Source organism: Planotetraspora sp. GP83 (assembly GCF_041262585.1).
In the GTDB taxonomy this organism is placed as follows: domain Bacteria; phylum Actinomycetota; class Actinomycetes; order Streptosporangiales; family Streptosporangiaceae; genus JAOEGB01.
Genome location: NZ_JBGCBZ010000029.1, coordinates 67,136 through 85,377 on the forward strand (window position 1 = coordinate 67,136; position 18,242 = coordinate 85,377).

Below are 18,242 nucleotides of genomic sequence, written 5' to 3' on the forward strand. Positions count from 1 at the left end.
GGAGACCACCGGAGAGCGGAGGCAGAAACTCTTTCAAGGGGAGAAATCAGCAATGTCGTTCAAGAACCTCGCGAGGGTCCTCGCCGTCAGCACCGCGCTGACCGGCGGAGTCATCGCTCTCGGTAGCGCCGTGACCACCACGTCCGCGAGCGCGAGCACCGTCATGGGCGGCGTGGTCGGCGCTCCGGTCCGCCACGCCGTACGCGGCTACTGCGCACCGCAGCGTCATGCCCTCAAGAACAAGAACAAGAACAAGCAGTCGCAGCACGAGAAGCAGCACCAGAACCAGCACCAGTTCCTGCTGCGGGACTTCACCCTCGTCCTGACGCCGTTCCAGAAGACCGAGAGCGCGGCCCACGCCCTGCCGTACAACTGGCAGCACACCGACTCCAAGGCGCTGCCCTGGAACAACCAGCGCAACCACACGGACACCAAGTTGAACCCGAAGCAGAAGCAGAAGGACGAGCAGGAGAACGAGCAGAAGCAGAAGGAGCAGGAGCAGGAGCCGCAACAGCAAGAGGAGAAGAAGGGGTCGGGTAACGGTACCAACGGTGCCAACTCGACTGCCGTGGGCGCGGACGCCAGCGCCAACGGTGGCCTGGGCGGCCCCGGCGGTAACTCCGGCGCGACCGGCGGCAACGGCAGCGCCAGCACCGGCGCGACCCTGGGCAGCGGTCCCGCTGGCTCCGGCGGCGTCGGCGGTGACTCCACCGCCGCGGGCGGCGGTGCTACCGCCGCTGGCGCCGGCAGCGCCGCCACAGGCGGCGTTGGTACCGCTGGTGTTGGCGGCGCCGGCGGCAGCGGCGGCGGCAGCGGCAGCAACACCGCCGGCCCCCAGACCGGCACCGCCACCGGGGGCGCCGGCGCCGGCGGCACCGGTGGTGCCGGTGGTGCCGGTGGCGCGGGTGGCATCGGCGGCACCGCCACCAACCCTGCGTAAGTGATATGAGGCCGTTGTGGCCTCTACTTGGCGAGGGCTCCAGCGGGCGCCGACCGCGGAGCCCTCGCTCCATGGCCCGTGTCACATGCGGCTTCAGTCGGCCTGGTCTTCAACTGGCCAGGTCTTCAGCAGGCCAGGTCGAAGGGCACGGCGCCATCTCCAGCGGATCTATGAGCGGAGTGCAGGACGACGTAGTTTCAACCGCGTTCCCAGCAGGGCTGTCGCGGGCCTCTTCGCGGTCACGACGTTGATCGGCGAAGCGCCGGATAGAAAATGCTCGACACTGCTCCCTGTCTCGATGGATCCGTCGCAAGGGGAAGAACAGAGCCTCCGGCCGGCGTTCCCGGGCCGCGTGCGAAGCTCGCGAAATATCTCGTGGGCGGGCGACAACGTGGCGAGGCGCCATCTGGGCCGCGCGCGAAGACATTAATCGTCGGGCACGACGTGGTAACCGGCGGCTTATCACCACGTCGAATGGCGGACGCGGATCCGGCCGTCCTCCGGCGCGCTCCTATTCCGAGTTTCGCTGGGAGGCGCGAATAGACCCAGCCTGTACGGCATCGCCGTACAGGCTCTTCGGCGTTGTCTTCGGCGCCTGTCCCGCATGCGTCCCTGACCTGCGTTCTGGCCTGCGTCTTGGGCCCGTATTCGCCATGCGCTCGCTTCTGATAGTCGTCATGTCGTCGCGAACCCCGGCATCCTCCGCGCCTCGCGACCCTCATGGCAGAGGTGAAGACGCGGCTCCCTGATGGCGAGTGCCCCGCCTCCACACACCGGGATCCCACATTTCCAGCCGAAACTGCGGCCCCATGCGGGCGGCCAGGTCACGCCCAGCCGTTCGCCGTCGATTCACTTCGTCTCACTTCGCCGAGCGGTTGCCGAGGTCGGGGAGACGTCCCCGGCGAGCTGCCGGCCTACGACCCCACCGATCCGCGTACGGCGGGCCGGGACGGCGAGCAGCGCCCTGAGCGACCCGGTCGGCCGGCGCATACAGACGGGGTACGGATTGACGCGTCTGCGCGCGGACGGACGCGTCTGAGGCCTCGTACGGCCACATAGCCGCCCCTCCTTGCCGCGCCTATCGCCTATTGCGGCGCGGATACGGCTTCCCCGGCTTTGAGCCGACGCGAAATCGGACATTTTGCTACAAAGCCGTCATCAATAGTCTAATGGCGGCTATAAAGTGATAATAAGCGATCAAAAGCAGCAGATCTCTGTTTGTGCCACCATGTGCCCGGAAATCAAGTCAGCGCAGGCAGATGGTCCAACACGGACCATGACCACATTTCTCAGGCATTCCTCGAAATATCGGAATGCCGCAAGGTTCGAGGCAATCGAATCCTTTCAAGGGGGAGCACATAATGCCCATGCTCAAGAAGATCCTCGCCGGGGTCGCCCTCAGCACCGCTCTCGCGGGCGGCGCCCTGGCCGCCGGCGTCACGGCCGCGAGCGCCGACACGACTCCGAAGAGCCACGAGACGGAGAAGAGCCACGAGCACGACCACAACCGGGACAACAAGTGGTGGCAGGACCGGGAGAACTGCTGGTGGCAGGACAAGAACTGCTTCCAGAACAACTGCTGGTGGAAGAACCAGAAGGACGACCACACCAACTTCGGGCTCGCGGTCAAGGACATCGCCATCGGGTTCCAGGACAAGACCCAGAAGGATGACTTCTGGAACAACCAGAACTGGCACCAGAAGGACAACTGCTGGAACAACAACAACCGGAACTTCTGGAACAACGACGACAAGAACAACGACGACCAGTCCGAGACCTCGCGCGAGTCCGAGCCCGAGAACGTGAACTGAACTGCGCTGAACTGAGCTGAGCCAAATCCAGCAGCACAGCTGACCTGACGCCCTTCAACTGAGCCGTAAACCTACAGTCGCAATCTCAAGGTTGTCATGAGATTGCAGGACAGCGCATTCCGAGAAATCTCGGAAAACCAAAATCGAATCCTTTCGAAGGGGAGACGAAATGGCCATGTTCAAGAAGGTCTTCGCCGGACTCGCACTCAGCACCGCTCTCGCGGGCGGCGCCCTGGCTCTCGGAGCCACGGCCGCCAGCGCATCCACGGTCCCGGTCAGCTGGCACAACAACAACGACAACAACAACTGTTGGAACGACAACAACAACTGTTGCTGGCAGGACAACAACTGCTTCCAGAACAACAACTGCTGGAACAGCTGCAGGGACGATTGCTCCAGCTTCGCGATCGCCACTCCCTGCGTTGCCATCGGCTTCCAGGACAAGGACTGCAGGAACGACTGCTGGAACAACAACAACTGCTGGCAGAACAACAACTGCTTCCAGAACAACGACAACTGCAACTGGAACAACAACAACAACAACGACAACAACGACTGCTGGGGCGGCGACTGCAACTAGGGCCGGATCTGACGGCCTTCGGGTGATCAAAACGCTCCGGGCCGATCGGCTGGAAGACCAGAGTGACCGTGCTTCATAGGGATCTCGGCGCCTGCCGACGCAGATAGCTCACGAAAGGACGAGCGCACGGATTCCGGGCGCATCGCACCTTCCGGTGAGTGCCTTCAGGGCCTGGAACGAAGTTTCATCCTCCAGCGCAAAGAGCAGAGGCTCCGGCGGATTCTCTCCGCCGGAGCCCTGACCTTTCCGGGGCTCACGTTCCTCTGCCCGACCGGCCCCCAGTCGCACGTCCGCTGCCGCACGTCGTCCCGCCCGCGTGCCGACCCATGGCACGGCGCACGACCTCCCCGCGGCCATCACGCCGCACATGACCTTTCCCCTGACCTTTCCCCGTGGTCCTGGCACCTGCCCGATCCCCCAGCACAGACGCCCCTCAGCCCACGCGATCCGATCCCCACCGCGCCAGACCTTGCCCACCCCTCTCTCATAGGTCCATCCCCCGCGCCCGACCTTCGCCTCAGCCCGTGCGGGCCCATCTCGCCGCGCGGGACCCGCCCCCAGGCTCTCGCGCGCCTCCCCGTCTCCCGCCGGTCGTAAGCGCGTGACGGCCCTACGCCTGCCGGTTCCCCGCCGCCTTCTTGCCGGGCCGCCCCGCTGCGCCTGGCCACCCGCCGAGCCGGTGCCGGATCAGCCCGCCGCGCTTCACCCCCGTCCTCGCGCCGGGGTGGTACGGCCCTCGACCGGCCACACAACCCAGAGAAACGGACATTTAGGGATGAAAGCCCCATCCATCATCTCAAATCGCCCACGAAGGGACAATGGGGCACCAAAAGCCGGAGTGTCGCCGTTTGTCCCGCATCGCCCTCGGCAATTAAGACATCGCGGGAGGGATGGCCCATTCGGGCCTTTCAGCGACATTTCTCCTCTATTCATGAAATGTCGCGAATCGGGCAATCGATCCTTTCAAGGGGGACACGCAATGCCCAAGCTCAGAAACGTTATCGCGGGCTTCGCGATCAGCACAGCGGTTGCCGGCGGAGCCGTCGGCCTGAGCACAGCGACCACGACCACAGCGGCGAGCGCGGCCACCATCCAAAGCGGCTGGGGCGATGACTGGAGCAGCGGCTGGGGCAACTGGAGCAGCTGCCACCGGAGCAGCTGCCACAAGAAGAGCTGGCACAAGAGGAGCTGGCACAGGAGCTGGGGCTGCCACAGGAACCGCTGCCACGAGAGGTCGCGCCACCACGGCGACATCAACACGTTCATCGTCAAGGCCCGCGGCATGAGTGACATCGACTTCGACTGAGTCGGTGGCCTGCCGCGATGAGTGAGCTACGCGCCTCGGGCTGAGTGGCGGGAAGACCGGCGTGCCCATGCGCAGGGCGGCGCCAGCGCCTGGTCTTGTGCACATCGACCTCTCGAGGCCGCTTCTCAGCCCGGACCTGGAGCCGGCTCTTCTCCAGGGCGTAGATAGCGAGGGCTCCGGCGGAACGACCTCCGCCGGAGCCCCCGCATCCGAGCTCAACTCACGCCGAAACTCATGCCGAAAGTCACGCCGAGCGGCGTGTCTTCCGCTTGGCGGGCGCCTTCTCCTCTTCGGTGCCCTCCTCCCCCTCGGCCTTCTTCGCGGCCGACTTGGCAGTGGTCTTCGAAGCTGCCTTCGCGGCGGGTTTCTCGGCGGCCTTCTTCTTCGTGGCGGCAGCGCCCTCGCGCTCGGTCTTCGCGGCTGCCGTACCCTCGCGTTCGCGCTTGGCGGCCTCGACGCTGGCGCGCAGAGCGGCCATCAGGTCGACGGCGGGCCCCTGCTCGGCCGGGGCCTCGGCCGCGACGACCTCCTTACCGGCGATCTTGGCCTCGATGACCTCCTGCAACGCCTCCCGGTAGGCGTCCCGGTACTCGTCGGGGTCGAAGTCGGCGACCATGGTCTCGATCAGGGACTCGGCCATCTTGAGCTCCTGGGGCCGGACGTCCACGTCCTCCTCCAGGAACGGGAACTCCGCCTCACGCACCTCGTCCGGCCAGAGCATCGTCTCCAGCACGAAGACGCCGTCGCGGACCCGGAGCGTCGCCAGCGACTCGCGCTGCCGGAGCGCCACCTTCACGATCGCCACGTGCCCGGACTGCTCCAGCGCGTCCCTCAGCAGCACGTACGGCTTGGCCCCCTGAGCGTCCGGCTCCAGGTAGTACGACTTGGCGAAGTAGATGGGGTCGATCTGCTCGGCGGGGGTGAACTGCAGCACGTCGATCCGCCGGGACGTGGTGAGCGGCAACTGCGCGAAGTCCTCGTCGGTCAGCACGACCATCTCGCCGGTGGCCAGTTCATAGCCCTTGGCGATGTCCGCGTACGGGACCTCCTCGCCGTCGGCGGTGCAGACCCTCTTGTACCTGATCCGCCCACCGTCTTCCCGATGCACCTGGTGGAAGGTGACGTCCTTCTGCTCGGTCGCCGAGAACAACTTCACGGGTATAGTGACCAACCCGAACGAGATGGCGCCCTTCCAGATGCTCCGCATAGCCACATTCTCGTCTCTGTGTTCGAATACCGCTATACCTAGATTCAAGTGACTTACCTCATGGGCAGGTACCCACTATGGCGGTTCCGTACCCGGTTGAACCGATGCTCGCGGTGCCCGGAGAGCTGCCTCTCGACTGCGCCGAATACGCCCTTGAGGTGAAGTGGGACGGCATCCGGGCCATCGCGTACATAGAAGATGGTGTCAGGGTCACCGGCCGCCGCGGCACCGATTTCACCTCCCGATATCCCGAGATCGTGAAAGCGGTCGCCCCGCTCGCAGGGCGCAGGGCCGTCATCGACGGCGAGGTCGTGGCCTTCGACGCCGCCGGACGGCCCAGCTTCGAGCTGCTCCAGCGCCGGATGAACGTGCCGGATCCGAGGAGCGCCGGGCTCCTCGGCGTCGTCCCCGTCTCCTATCTGCCCTTCGACCTGCTGCATCTCGACGGGCACACGCTGTTCGACCTGCCGTACCGGGACCGGAGGGAGCTGCTCGACTCGCTCGGGCTGGACGCCCCGCCGTACCTCCCGTGCGATCCGGCCGTGCTGGAGGCCACCCGCGCGCAGGGTCTGGAGGGCGTGGTGGCCAAGCGGCTCGACTCGCCGTACCGGCCGGGACGGCGCAGCGACTGGTGGGTGAAGGTCAAGAACCTGAACACCGCCGAGGTCGTCGTCGGCGGCTGGCGTCCCGGCAAGGGCCGCCGCGAGGGCGGCGTCGGCTCGCTCCTCGTCGGCATGTACGGCGGGCCGTCCCCCGCCGGGCACGGGTTCCGCTACGTCGGCCATGTGGGCACCGGGTTCACCGACGCCGTGCTGGATCATCTGTACCGGCTGCTTAAGCCCCTGGAGATCGGGCAGAGCGCATTCTCGACCAGCCTTCCCAGGGAAATAAGCAAGGACGCACACTGGGTTCGGCCCGAGCTTGTGGGGGAGGTCGCCTTCACGATGTGGACGAACGAAGGCCGGCTCCGCCATCCGGTCTGGCGCGGCGTGCGGACCGACAAGGTCCCCGCCGAGGTGCGGCGAGAGGAGCTGGAATGACGCAGAAGGTGCTGGTGAGGGTCGACGGCAGGGAGCTGTCCCTGAGCAACCTGGACAAGGTGCTCTACCCCGACGCGGCGTTCACCAAGGCCGAGGTCATCGACTACTACTCCCGGATCGCCCCGGTCCTGCTCCCTCATCTGAAGGGCCGCCCACTGACCGTGAAGCGCTTCCCCAACGGCGTCAACGGCGGCTTCTTCTTCGAGAAGAACGCGCCCGCGCACACGCCCGGCTGGATCCCCACGGTCAACCTGCCCGCCCCGGGCAGCACGAAGAACCGGGAGACGATCGACTTCCCGATCGTGAACGACCTGCCGTCGCTGGTCTACTACGCCAACCTCGCCGCGCTGGAGCTGCACCTTCCCATGTGGCGGGTGACGGAGGACGGCGAGCCGCTGGCGCCCGACACGCTCGTCTTCGACCTCGACCCCGGGGCGCCCGCCACGATCGTCGACTGCTGCCGGGTCGCCGTGCTCCTGCGGGACGCGCTCAAGGAGGACGGACACGAGAGCTTCCCCAAGACCAGCGGCAACAAGGGCATGCAGCTCTACGTCCCGTGGGACCAGGGGCCCGGCACGTCCGACTACGCCAAGGCGCTCGCACAGCGGCTCGAGGCCGGGAACCCCCACGTGACCAGCGTGATGGCGAAGCGGGCCCGGCCCGGCAAGGTCTTCATCGACTGGAGCCAGAACAACCCCTACAAGACCACGGTCGCGCCCTACTCGCTGCGCGCCAACCGGATCCCCACCGCGTCCACCCCTCTCCTCTGGGACGAGGTCGAGGACTGCCGCAGCCCCGACGAGCTGGTCTTCACCGCCCCGGACGTGCTGGCCCGGGTGGAGGAACACGGCGACCTCTTCATGCCCGCCCGCGCTTAGACGTGTTCGCCCCGCCGCGCTTGGACGTGGCAGGCCGAACCGTGACGTGGACCTGCCGTAGTGTGGGACCTGTCGCAGCAGACCCCCGGACGGGAGGACGTGCACATGTCCGAGATGGAACCCCTCGACGACGTGGTCGAGGAGCTGTCGATCGAGGCGCCGGAGGCTGACGCGGTCGAGCAGCACCAACTCGTGAAGGTCGCGGAGGACAGCCGCTGGCCGGAGCAGGTCCCGTTCGAGGCCGACCCCGCCGACGCCGCCGACCAGGAGCGCACGGTGGACCTCGGCGATGACGAAGACTATCGCTGACCTGGTTACCGCCGCGTAGGATGAGCCACGGGGCGGCGAGCCCCCTGATATCCCTCCCCACAAGGAGACTGCCGTGACCGCTACCCCGGACGCCAAGCCCCGGGGCACCCGGCTGCCCCGGATGGCCCGCCGCCGCCAGCTCCTGAGCGCGGCTCAGGAAGTGTTCGTGGAGAACGGTTACCACGCGGCGGCGATGGACGAGATCGCCGAGCGGGCCGGAGTGAGCAAGCCGGTCCTCTACCAGCACTTCCCCGGGAAGCTTGAGCTCTATCTCGCCCTGCTCGACCTGCACGTCGAGGACATGGTTACCCGCTGCCGCGAGGCGCTGGCCTCCACGACCGACAACAAGCAGCGGGTCCAGGCGGCCATCGGCGCCTTCTTCGACTTCGTGTCCAGCCAGGGCGAGGCGTTCCGGCTGGTCTTCGAGTCGGACCTGCGCAACGTCGCGCCCGTGCGCCAGCGGGTGGAGCGCTCCCTCCAGGAGAGCGCCGAGGCGATCAGCCAGGTGATCCAGGAGGACACCGGCTGCTCCAGCGACGAGGCCCACCTGCTCGGCGTCGGCCTGGTCGGCATGGCGGAGGTGAGCGCACGCTACTGGCTCACCAGCCACGGCTCCATCCCCAAGGAGGCGGCCACGCAGCTCATGGCCCGGCTCGCCTGGCGCGGCATCAGCGGCTTCCCCCGGACCGGCTGACGGGCGAATTGTGTTCGCTTGACGCGATCACAGGGCTCACCGCGCCCCTGGGCGACGACGATGGGTATGAACAGCCCTCTCGAAAGGGGAGCCCGATGGAAATCAAGATCGGCGTGCAGTCGGTGCACCGCGAGATCATCGTGGAGACCGACTTGTCGGCCGAGCAGATCGAGGAGGAGCTCCGCAAGGCGCTCGCCACCGACAAAGGCGTCTTCTCACTGACCGACACCAAGGGTCGGCGCGTCCTCGTCCCCGTGGCCTCGCTCGGTTTCGTCGAGATCGGCGAGGACGAGCAGCGCGCCGTCGGCTTCGGCGGAACTCTGTAGCCACCCGCCTTCGGCGTGGGCCGCCGTGCGGTCACCCATATCCGCATCCGCGGGGGCGACGGCCGTGGCCCGCGCCGTGGGTGTCACCCCGCGTCCGGCTGACTGTCGGACAGTCCGCGCTGCCCCTTCGCAGTACGGCGCGCGAAGTCCAGCGATTCGGCCCACATCTCGTCAAGGAACTGCCGTAGCGGCGCGAGGCCCTCATGCCTCGCACGGTACAACCGTTTGGCGCCCTCACGCCGCTCGATCAGCAGACCGGCTTCGGCTCACACGCCGGGCGTCAGCCCGAGAGCCGCCATCCGCTTGCCGTGCTCCTCGGTCAGCCTGGCGAAGAGGCGGCCGACCTCCGCGAGATCCTCGCCCTCCTCCCCCACGAGCAGGCCGGCCAGCTCCGGGCGGGCCGCGGCGAGCCGCTGACCCTGGCTCAGCGCCTCTCCCACCGTCCGGCGTGCCCACAGCGCCAGCCGTCCGCTCAGCCGGGGGTCGGCCTCGATCGCGGCCCGGACCCTTTCCACGGCGAACTCCGAGCGGCCGGTGTCGGCCAGCACCTCGTCCACCAGCTCCCTCGTGGACGGGTCGGCCCGCCGGGCGGCCTCGCGGTAGAAGTCCCCCGCGATCCCGGTGCCCACATATGCCTTCACGAGGGCCTCGTGCCAGTCCCTGGGCTTCGTCTGGGCGTGCCAGGCGTCGATGGCGTCCACGAAGGGGGCCATCGCCTCCTCAGCGTCGACGCCGAGCGACTCCAGCCGATCACGCAGCACGCGGAAGTGTCCGTACTCGGTGGCGGCGACGTCGCCCAGCGCCGCCCGGTCGTTCAGGGTCGGAGCCAGCAGCGCGGCGTCCTCGGCCAGCCGGAGGAACGCGGTCAGCTCGGCGTACGCCAGCACGCCCAGGAGGTCCACGATGCCGGGAGAGCTATCAGTCATGAGTGCAGCGTAAGGGCAGCGTAAGCGTCCGGGGTCGCGCCTCCGGAGCGGCGGGCTCGGGGCCGCCGGCATCCGGCAGGAGGCGGGACTTTTAGCGGGAAGGAGCAGAAATCGGTTCCGGGTTGTGGTATCGAGTAGACTGCTCTGTGAAAGTGCGACCGCACTATGTTGATCCGGGGTATTGGTTCCCGGAGCCCCCAGTAATTGGATGCCCGCGGTCGCTGATCACGACGAAGGCGCGACATCCGCGAGGGCCCGACCGGGGGAGATCTGCCGGCCAGGATGACCCGGAAGGCCGCCTTCGCACCGATTGAGGCAGGCCACGCTGACAACGACCTTCCGAGACCTGGGAGTCATCCCGGAGATCTCCGACGCCCTCGAGACCGAGGGCATCATTTCACCGTTCCCGATTCAGGAGATGGCGCTCCCCCTGGCCCTCGCCGGCCAGGACGTCATCGGCCAGGCGCGGACCGGCACGGGCAAGACGTACGCCTTCGGCGTCGCCATGCTCCAACTCGTGGGCAAGCCGAGGAAGAACCGCAAGAAGCCCCGCGGCCTCGTCCTCGTGCCCACCCGTGAGCTCGCTCTGCAGGTGACCGAGGACCTCGTCCTCGCGGCCGGCAAGCTGGGCTCGCGCATCCTCACCGTCTACGGCGGCCGCGCGTACGAACCCCAGATCGAGGCGCTCAAGAACGGCGTCGACGTCATCGTCGGCACCCCCGGGCGCCTGCTCGACCTGGTGAAGCAGAAGCACCTCGACCTGAGCCAGGTCGGCATGCTCGTCCTGGACGAGGCCGACCGCATGCTCGACCTGGGCTTCCTGCCGGACATCGAGCGCATCATCAAGCTGGTGCCGGAGAAGCGGCAGACGATGCTGTTCTCGGCCACCATGCCCGGAGAGATCGTCGCCCTCTCCCGCCGCTACCTCACCCGGCCCACCAACGTCCGCGCCGAGAACAACGACGCCGAGGCCGAGGCGATGCCGCTGACGACGCAGTTCGTCTACCGGACGCATCGCATGGACAAGATCGAGATTCTCGCGCGGCTGCTCCAGAGCAGCGGCAGCGGGCTGACGATGGTGTTCTGCGAGACCAAGCGCGCCTGCGACATGGTCTCCGAGCAACTGCGCGAGAAGGGCTTCGCCGCGGCGGCCGTGCACGGCGACCTCGGGCAAGGCCAGCGCGAGCAGGCGTTGCGCGCGTTCCGCAACGGCAAGATCAACGTCCTGGTGGCCACCGACGTGGCCGCCCGCGGCATCGACATCGACGACGTCACCCACGTGGTCAACTACGACTGCCCGCAGGACGAGAAGACCTACGTCCACCGGATCGGCCGCACGGGCCGGGCCGGGCGGACCGGCGTCGCGGTGACCTTCGTCGAGTGGACCGAGCTCACCCGCTGGAAGGTCATCAACAACGCGCTCGGGCTCGACTTCGCCGACCCGGTGGAGACCTACTCCAGCTCGCCGCACGTCTACACCGACCTCAGCATCCCCGAGGGCACCAAGGGCGTGCTGCCGCGTGCCAACCGGTCGCGGGCCGGCCTCGACGCCGAGGAGATCGAGGACCTCGGCGAGACCGGGCGCGTCCGCTCCCGCAAGTCCGACCGCGCCGAGCGGGGAAGCCGCGGAGACCGGGAGGAGCGCCGCGAGCGTCCCGCCCGCACCCGCGAGCGCCGCCGCACCCGTGGCGGCCGCGCGCAGGAAGCGGTCACGTCCGACGCTCCGGCCGGATCCGGTACGGCTGAGGCCTCCACGGTCAGTACGGCTACCGCCTCCACGTTGGGGGACATCTTGGACGAGACGCCGACCACGGCAGAGAACACGACCGGCCGCCGCAGCCGGAGGGGGGCCAACTCGGCCGCCCTCAGCGGCGCGCTGGCCGACATCACCCCCGCCCAGCCGCAGGACGACGGCGCGGCCCCCGCGCTGCCCGAAGCGCAGCCGGTCGCCGAGCCGATCACTGGGCCGATCACCGGGCCGATCACCGGGCCGATCACTGAGCCCGTCGTCGAGCCCGTCGTCGAGAAGAAGCCGGCCCGCCGCAGGACCCGCGCGGTGGCCGCCCCGGCTCCCGAGACCTCCCCGGAGGCGACGGAGCAGCAGGCCGCTCAGCCCGCCGGACCGGCCGAGCCGCCGCGTCTCGGCCAGGACGAGCAGGTGGCCGCCGAAAGGCCCGCCCGCCGCAGGACCCGCGTCGCGGCGGTGGACGCGCCGGAGATCGGCACTCCGCGGGCGGACGCCCCGCAGGCCGGCGCCGCGCGCCAAGGACGGGCGCGGCTCGACGACGCACCGGTCGAGACCCCGATGAAGGCGCCCGTGCGGGTGCCGGTGGAGGTGCCCGTGCAGGCGGTGGAGGCGATTGAGGCATTGGTGGAGACGCCGCAGCCCCGGCCGGAGCCCGAGCGGATCATCCCGGCCAGCCCGTTTGTGGTGGTCTTCCAGTCGCCCGACCTCGCGACCGAGGACGACGATCCGGCCCCGTCGGCCGCGACCGAGCGTGCCCAGCAGCGGCGCCGCCCCGCGCCGCGGCCCCGGCCCCGCCGTACGGGCTGATCCTCGGCGCGCGCGATCGACGGCGAGCACGATGGACCGCGAGCACGGGACCGCGAACACGCCGGGTGGCCTCATGGCGCCCGGCGTCCCGCCTGCCAGGGGACCGCTTTACCTCGAGTGGGTATGGACCTTGGCAGGAGGCACGCGCGATGAGCATTCGCAACCCGCGTAGCGTTTTTGGCGGTGTCGCCAGGATCTCGACTCGGTATCGTGATGCCACGTGAGCGAGCCAGCCGACAGGCACAGCAGATGGTCCGGGGCGTGGACGCCGACGGGACCACGCGTCCCATCGGTCCCAGCAGTCCCGGTAGGGGCGGAGGAGGCCTCGTGAGTACGCCGCGATTCCTGACCCTGCCCCCCGGGGTCACCGTCCTGCAGATCGAGACGCCAGTGGGCTCGTTCGCGGCCCTGGAGGCGCTGCCCGTGAGCGGAGTGGCGGAGCGCTGGCCCGCCCTCCTCGTTCCGGGATTCACCGGGAGCAAGGAGGACTTCCTCTCGGTCATGCAGACCCTCGCACAGGCCGGCCGCCGTGTCATCGCGGTCGACATGCGGGGGCAGTACGAGACCCCCGGCCCCGACGACCCCAAGGCGTACACCTGCGCGGCACTGGGCGCGGACGTGGACGCGATCGCGACCGTCGTCGGCGACGGCGAGCCCGTCCACCTGCTCGGACACTCGTTCGGCGGCCTCGTCACCCGTGAGACGGTGCTGAACGGCATGGCCAAGCTGGCGTCGTTCACGCTGATGAGCTCGGGTCCGGAGGGCATCACCGGGCCCCGCGAGCGGGCGGGCCGCGTCTTGCTCGCGGAGCTGCCGGAGCACGGCGTCGACTACATGTGGGCGAACCGGATGGAGCCCGAGGCGCTCCGGGCGGGCGTCCCCGACGACATCGTGGCGTTCCTCCGCAAGCGGCTGCTCGCCAACTCCCCCACCGGCCTGCTCTCCATGGCGGACGAGGTCCTGAACGCCACCGACCGCGTCCCCGACCTCGTGCAGTGCGGCCTGGACATCCTCGTCCTGTACGGCGAGCACGACGACGGCTGGCCGCCCGTCGTCCAGGCCGAGATGGCCCGCCGGCTTGAGGCCGAGTGCGTGGTGGTGCCCGGCTCGGCCCACTCACCCGCCGTCGAGGCTCCGGAGACCACCGCGGCCGCCCTCACCCGGTTCTGGAACGCCGCCGAGAGCCGGCTGCTGCAGCAGCACGGCTGAGCCTCACCACAGCCCTTGGACGGGCCGTCGGCCGGCGTGACATCATTTACCCACGATGGCTTCGCCACAGGGCCTGACGGCCCAGCCTCCACACTCGGCCACCTGGCTGGTGCACGTCGACCGGTCCATGTGGGTGGGCGGCGTGCGCGGCCTGATGCTCCAGGCGCTCCATCCGCTGGCGATGCGCGGCGTCTGGCAGAACTCGAACTTCCAGGAAGATCCCTTCGGGCGGCTGCGCCGCACCGCCGACTTCGTGGGCCGGGTGACGTACGGCAGCCCAGAGGAGGCCGAGGAGATCGGCAGGCGTGTGCGGGGGATCCACCGCTCCCTGCGGATCCATGATCCCGACACGGGCGAGAACCACCGCGTGGACGACCCGGAGCTGTTGCTCTGGGTCCACTGCGCCGAGGTCGCGTCCTACCTGGAGACCGCGCGCCGGGCCGGGGTGCGGATCACCGACCGCCTCGCCGACCAGTACCTCTGGGAGCAGCGTCGCAGCGCCACCTATGTGGGCCTCCATCTGGAGGACGTGCCGGGCTCGGTCAGCGAGATGGAGAACTACTTCGAGGAGATGCGGCCCAAGCTCAGGGTCATCCCGGAGTCGGCGGCCACGGTCCGGTTCCTGCTGTGGCCGCGCGTCCCGCACGACCTGCGTATCCTCACCCCGGCCAAGCCGGCGTACTTCCCGTTCGGCGCGCTGTGCTACTACACGCTTCCCGGCTGGGCCCGCGAGATGTACGGCGTGCTGCCCGAGGTGCCGCAGACCACGGTGACGGCGGCGCTGAGGGCGTTCCGGCTGGCCATGAACTCCGTGCCGGAATCCGTGCACAGCCGCGTCTTCCAACCGGCGACGAGGGCGATGCTCCAGGCGACGCGCGAGCGCCTGGCCGCCGCCGGTTACGACCTCAGCAAAGGGCTCAGAGGGCTGGTCGATCCGCGCCGCCGACCGGGACGGATCGCCGTCTAGGGCTCCGGTAGACGAAGGGCACGTCTCCCTGCGACCGGGTGAGCTCCTCGATCACCTGGTGGTCCGGAGACAGCCGGCACGCCGGATCCGTGGCCGCCGCGTCGCCGGTGATCGCGTACGCCTGGCAGCGGCAGCCCCCGAAGTCCAGGTCGCGGCGCGGGCAGCTCACGCACGGCTCGCGCATCCACTCCGTTCCCCGGTAGGCGTTGAACGCCGCCGACTCCTCCCAGATCCACCGCAGCGAGTGGTCCCGCACGTTCGGCATCGCCAGCCCCTCCATGGCGTACGCCGCGGGACAGGGCAGCACGCTGCCGTCCGGCCCGACCGTGAGGGAGATCGCCCCCCAGCCACCCATGCAGGGTTTCGGGACGCCCTCGAAGTAGTCGGGGATCACCCAGATCAGCTCGATTCCGTCGAGCCGCTCCCGCCAGTGGTTGAGCCGCTCCTCCGCCCGCGCGAGCTGCTCCCGCGTCGGCAGCAGCGCCGCCCGGTTGAGCAGGGCCCAGCCGTAGAACTGGGTGTTGGCCAGCTCGATCCGCTCGACGCCCCAGGAGACCCCGAGAGCCACTATGTCGTCGATGAAGTCGAGGTTGTGCCGGTGCAGGACGACGTTGAGGCCCAGCGCCAGGCCGGCCTGCCGTACGAGCGCGGCGGCGTCCTCCTTGGCGGCGAAGGACCGCTTGCCCGCGATGCGGTCAGACTGGGCGGCGTCGCCCGCCTGCACCGAAAGCTGAACGCTGTGCAGCCCGGCGGCGACCAGCTCCGCCAGACGCGCCTCGGTGAGGCCGACGCCGCTCGTCACGAGCTGGCTGTAGATGCCCGCCCGCTCGGTGGCCTCGACGATCGCGACCAGGTCGCGCCGGAGCAGCGGCTCCCCGCCGGACAGGTGGGCGTGGACGACGCCCAGCTCGGCCGCCTCCGCCATGACGCGTTCCCAGTCCGCCGTGGCGAGCTCCCGGGAGCGGCTGATCAGCTCGGTCGGGTTCGAGCAGTAGGGGCAGTGCAGCGGGCAGCCGTGCGTCAGCTCGGCCAGCATCGCCCACGGCGGGGGAGGCTTCAGGGGCGCGGGCTCCTGGGGCAGGGGCATCACATGCGTGGGCTCATGAGGCGGAGTCAACGGAGCCAGCCTTCCTTCTGGACGCGGCCGAGGAACTCCGGGACCTCCTCGGCTACCGGAGCCTCGGGGAACTCCCCGGCCAGCTCGGCGACGATCTCGTCCACGGTCCTCGTGCCGTCGCACAGCTCGACGATGGAGGCGGCCTGGCCGTTCAGCACCACGACCCGCTCCGGCATGATCAGCAGGTCGGCCTCGCGGACGGCGTCGTAGCGGAGGACGACCGACGGCGCCAGCGCGGGCCGCCAGGAGGTCATTCCGACGCCCGATCGATCGCGTCGAGCAGCGACCAGAGCAGGTCGCACTTGAACCGCAACGCCGCGACGGCGCTCTCCTGCTCTGCCTCGGTTCGCGCCCAGTCCATCACCAGCGCCAGCGCCTCGCCGCTGTCCTGGCGTCCCTGGGTCACCCGGTTGCGGAAGTACTGCAGGCCCTCGGCGTCGATCCACGTGTAGTGCCGCTCGAACGCCTCGATCCGGGTGCGCATGATGTCGGGGGCGAACAGCTCGGTGAGCGAGGCGGCCACCGCCTCCAGCGGCGTGCCGAGGCGGCACAGGTTGACGTAGCCGTCGACGGCCAGCCGTACGCCCGGGAGGACGCCCTCGCCGGACAGGAGCGCGTCGCGGTGCAGCCCGGCGGCCTCGCCCAGGCGGAGCCAGCGCTCGATGCCGCCCTCTCCCGGCTCCGTCCCGTCGTGGTCGTGGATCCGGCGGACCCACATGCGGCGCAGCTCGCTGCTGTCCAGCTTGGACAGGATCAGCGCGTCCTTGATGGGGATGTGCCGCTGGTAGTGGAACCGGTTGAGGATCCACCTCCTGATCTCCTCGGGGCTGAGGTCGCCCGCGTGCATCCGCACGTTGAAGGGGTGCAGGTGGTGGTAGCGCTCCTCGGGCACCGCCCGGAGCCGCTTCTCGAACTCCGCCGGGGTCCAGTTCACAGTTCGATCACCATTCCGTCCGCCGCCACCTCTACCCCGTAGCCGGCCAGCAGCCGGTGCTGCGGCGCGTCCGGGTCCAGTAGCGGGTTGGTGTTGTTGAGATGCGTGTAGAAACACCGGCCGGGCAGACCGGCCAGCATCGGAGCGGTCACCTCGATCGGCACGTGGCCCATCTGGGTCGCCGTCTTGGAGGAGATGCCCGTCCTGCGCGGCTCCTCGTCATCCCAGAAGGTGCCGTCGATGATCACGCAGTCGGCCTCCGCGAGCGCCTTCTCCAGCGCCGGGGGGAACGTGCCGACGGCGGGCGCGTAGACCACCGTGGCGCCGTCCGACAGGCGCAGCGCGCTCACCCAGCCGTCCTCCGGGCCGCCCTCGGGCGCGTAGCGCGGCCTCTTCCCCGACACCGGCACCGCGCTCACCCGCAACGACTCCCCCAGCGCGACGGGCTGCCCGAGATCCTTCCAGACGAGGTCCGTGTACGGCGAGAGCACCTCCTCCAGCCGGAGCCGCTCGGTCAGGGCATGCCGTACGGCGGGGGTGGCGACGATCTCCACCTGGTCGGCCTCGCGGAGGCGGGCGATGCCCAGTGTGTGGTCGAGCTCGGCGTCGGTGAGGATGATCCCGGCGAGCGGCGTGTCCCTGAGCCCCGGCCCGGGGACGAGCCACTCGCTCGCCTCTATCTGGTCGCCGATGTCCGGGGTCGCGTTGACCACGTGGCATCGGCCGTCCGGCGTCCGGACCGCGAGGGAGGCGTGCCGGCGGCGCCACGAAGGATGTGCGCGTGCCCCGGCGCAGCCGGGACACGCGCAGTTCCACTGCGGAACGCCGCCGCCTGCCGCGGTGCCAAGTACCCGCAGGCGCACGGTGCTGTGTCACTCCAATTTCAGAGAGATCTGTGAGATCGCTGAGAGTGGGCGACGACTACCTGGTGGCCAGGAAGTACGCCGACATCTCCATCGAGGCCTCGACGACCTGGTAGTCCGGCTTGTGCCAGGTCGTGTCCTCGCCACGGGTCTTGCGGCGCTTGCCGTGAGCCCGCGGGGGCTGCTTGCTGCTCTGGTCCTTCTGCTCCGCCATGAGCGCACCTGCCTTCCATGAGATGGTTCCCATTTGTTATCGACCCTTACAATCAAATCGTCAAGGCCCTCCGATCAAATACATCGGAGCTGTCATCGGGCACGGGGCACCCTGACCACCCCCTAGCACAGCGTTCAGGGCTTTCATCGGAGGTGTTCGGGATGCGCCGACGTGCCGGAAAGCCCGGCACGGGAAGGCCCCCCAGAGAACGAAACAATCGTCGCCGTGATCATGCAGGGTTTCCCGGGGAAGCTCGGGGACGTGGGGTTCCCCAACGCCGTTGCGTTTAGCATCGTGGGCGGGAGGCAAGTCCCTTCTCGAAGATCGTGATGTGGGTGTGGAAGCTGTAGGTTTGCGTGGTTGTGGG

The 18,242-nt window shown here is 68.9% G+C and carries 20 protein-coding genes; 12 read left to right on the forward strand and 8 right to left on the reverse strand.

Going from position 1 to position 18,242, the window contains the following annotated elements; translation table 11 throughout:
• The first annotated feature begins 52 nt into the window (after positions 1–52).
• From ABH927_RS30265 to ABH927_RS30275, 3 genes are all read left to right on the forward strand, one after another.
• Positions 53–940 (forward strand): hypothetical protein, encoded by an 888-nt coding sequence (locus ABH927_RS30265; protein WP_370027190.1) that lies wholly within the window; start codon positions 53–55, stop codon positions 938–940.
• A gap of 1,361 nt (positions 941–2,301) precedes the next feature.
• Positions 2,302–2,751 carry a hypothetical protein gene (locus tag ABH927_RS30270; protein ID WP_370027192.1) on the forward strand — a complete coding sequence of 150 codons (450 nt, stop codon included), beginning with the start codon at positions 2,302–2,304 and terminating at the stop codon, positions 2,749–2,751.
• Between the two features lie 169 nt (positions 2,752–2,920).
• Positions 2,921–3,331, forward strand: coding sequence for a hypothetical protein (locus ABH927_RS30275; protein WP_370027194.1), 411 nt, complete (start codon positions 2,921–2,923; stop codon positions 3,329–3,331).
• Positions 3,332–3,941: 610 nt separating this feature from the next.
• Here the strand turns inward: ABH927_RS30275 and ABH927_RS30280 are convergent.
• A complete protein-coding gene (locus ABH927_RS30280) occupies positions 3,942–4,100 on the reverse strand; it encodes a hypothetical protein (RefSeq protein WP_370027195.1) in 159 nt (52 codons plus the stop codon).
• 210 nt (positions 4,101–4,310) lie between these two features.
• Between ABH927_RS30280 and ABH927_RS30285 the strand changes: the two genes are divergently transcribed.
• On the forward strand, positions 4,311–4,637 hold the full coding sequence (locus ABH927_RS30285; RefSeq protein WP_370027197.1) for a hypothetical protein: 327 nt from the start codon (positions 4,311–4,313) through the stop codon (positions 4,635–4,637).
• Positions 4,638–4,881: 244 nt separating this feature from the next.
• Here ABH927_RS30285 and ABH927_RS30290 read toward each other — a convergent pair whose 3' ends face one another.
• The gene (locus tag ABH927_RS30290) at positions 4,882–5,844 is read right to left on the reverse strand and encodes a Ku protein (protein ID WP_370027199.1); all 963 of its coding nucleotides are present in this window, start codon (positions 5,842–5,844) and stop codon (positions 4,882–4,884) included.
• A gap of 77 nt (positions 5,845–5,921) precedes the next feature.
• On the opposite strand from ABH927_RS30290, the gene ligD (ABH927_RS30295) reads away from it, so the two are divergent.
• The 5 genes from ligD (ABH927_RS30295) (at position 5,922) to ABH927_RS30315 (ending at position 9,091) form a co-directional block, all read left to right on the forward strand.
• Entirely contained in the window at positions 5,922–6,884 is a 963-nt protein-coding gene (gene ligD, locus ABH927_RS30295) for a non-homologous end-joining DNA ligase (RefSeq protein ID WP_370027201.1), read from the forward strand.
• Entirely contained in the window at positions 6,881–7,762 is an 882-nt protein-coding gene (gene ligD, locus ABH927_RS30300) for a non-homologous end-joining DNA ligase (protein ID WP_370027203.1), read from the forward strand. Before ligD (ABH927_RS30295) ends, ligD (ABH927_RS30300) begins: the two co-directional genes overlap by 4 nt.
• A gap of 105 nt (positions 7,763–7,867) precedes the next feature.
• The gene (locus tag ABH927_RS30305; protein ID WP_370027204.1) at positions 7,868–8,071 is read left to right on the forward strand and encodes a hypothetical protein; all 204 of its coding nucleotides are present in this window, start codon (positions 7,868–7,870) and stop codon (positions 8,069–8,071) included.
• Between the two features lie 73 nt (positions 8,072–8,144).
• Positions 8,145–8,765, forward strand: coding sequence for a TetR/AcrR family transcriptional regulator (locus ABH927_RS30310; protein WP_261585544.1), 621 nt, complete (start codon positions 8,145–8,147; stop codon positions 8,763–8,765).
• A 95-nt stretch (positions 8,766–8,860) separates the two neighbouring features.
• A complete protein-coding gene (locus tag ABH927_RS30315; protein ID WP_370027206.1) occupies positions 8,861–9,091 on the forward strand; it encodes a DUF3107 domain-containing protein in 231 nt (76 codons plus the stop codon).
• A gap of 266 nt (positions 9,092–9,357) precedes the next feature.
• Here ABH927_RS30315 and ABH927_RS30320 read toward each other — a convergent pair whose 3' ends face one another.
• Positions 9,358–10,017: a ferritin-like fold-containing protein gene (locus ABH927_RS30320; protein WP_370027208.1), complete on the reverse strand. Its 660-nt coding sequence runs from the start codon at positions 10,015–10,017 to the stop codon at positions 9,358–9,360.
• A gap of 418 nt (positions 10,018–10,435) precedes the next feature.
• On the opposite strand from ABH927_RS30320, the gene ABH927_RS30325 reads away from it, so the two are divergent.
• From ABH927_RS30325 to ABH927_RS30335, 3 genes are all read left to right on the forward strand, one after another.
• The gene (locus ABH927_RS30325) at positions 10,436–12,571 is read left to right on the forward strand and encodes a DEAD/DEAH box helicase (protein WP_370027210.1); all 2,136 of its coding nucleotides are present in this window, start codon (positions 10,436–10,438) and stop codon (positions 12,569–12,571) included.
• 327 nt (positions 12,572–12,898) lie between these two features.
• Complete coding sequence (locus ABH927_RS30330; RefSeq protein WP_370027211.1) at positions 12,899–13,780, forward strand: alpha/beta fold hydrolase; 882 nt, start codon at positions 12,899–12,901, stop codon at positions 13,778–13,780.
• Positions 13,781–13,835: 55 nt separating this feature from the next.
• On the forward strand, positions 13,836–14,747 hold the full coding sequence (locus ABH927_RS30335) for an oxygenase MpaB family protein (RefSeq protein WP_370027213.1): 912 nt from the start codon (positions 13,836–13,838) through the stop codon (positions 14,745–14,747).
• On the opposite strand, the gene pqqE is transcribed toward ABH927_RS30335, so the two are convergent.
• From pqqE to ABH927_RS30360, 5 genes are read right to left on the reverse strand one after another with little or no spacing between them, the layout of a single operon-like run.
• On the reverse strand, positions 14,698–15,834 hold the full coding sequence (gene pqqE, locus ABH927_RS30340) for a pyrroloquinoline quinone biosynthesis protein PqqE (protein ID WP_370027215.1): 1,137 nt from the start codon (positions 15,832–15,834) through the stop codon (positions 14,698–14,700). The genes ABH927_RS30335 and pqqE overlap by 50 nt on opposite strands.
• A gap of 26 nt (positions 15,835–15,860) precedes the next feature.
• Positions 15,861–16,118, reverse strand: a complete 258-nt coding sequence (gene pqqD / locus ABH927_RS30345; RefSeq protein WP_261585551.1) for a pyrroloquinoline quinone biosynthesis peptide chaperone PqqD — start codon at positions 16,116–16,118, stop codon at positions 15,861–15,863.
• Entirely contained in the window at positions 16,115–16,798 is a 684-nt protein-coding gene (pqqC, locus tag ABH927_RS30350; RefSeq protein WP_370027218.1) for a pyrroloquinoline-quinone synthase PqqC, read from the reverse strand. Before pqqC ends, pqqD begins: the two co-directional genes overlap by 4 nt.
• Positions 16,795–17,661, reverse strand: coding sequence for a pyrroloquinoline quinone biosynthesis protein PqqB (gene pqqB, locus ABH927_RS30355; RefSeq protein ID WP_407072840.1), 867 nt, complete (start codon positions 17,659–17,661; stop codon positions 16,795–16,797). Before pqqB ends, pqqC begins: the two co-directional genes overlap by 4 nt.
• Positions 17,662–17,719: 58 nt before the next feature.
• On the reverse strand, positions 17,720–17,875 hold the full coding sequence (locus tag ABH927_RS30360; RefSeq protein WP_370027221.1) for a hypothetical protein: 156 nt from the start codon (positions 17,873–17,875) through the stop codon (positions 17,720–17,722).
• Between the last annotated feature and the right edge of the window lie 367 nt (positions 17,876–18,242).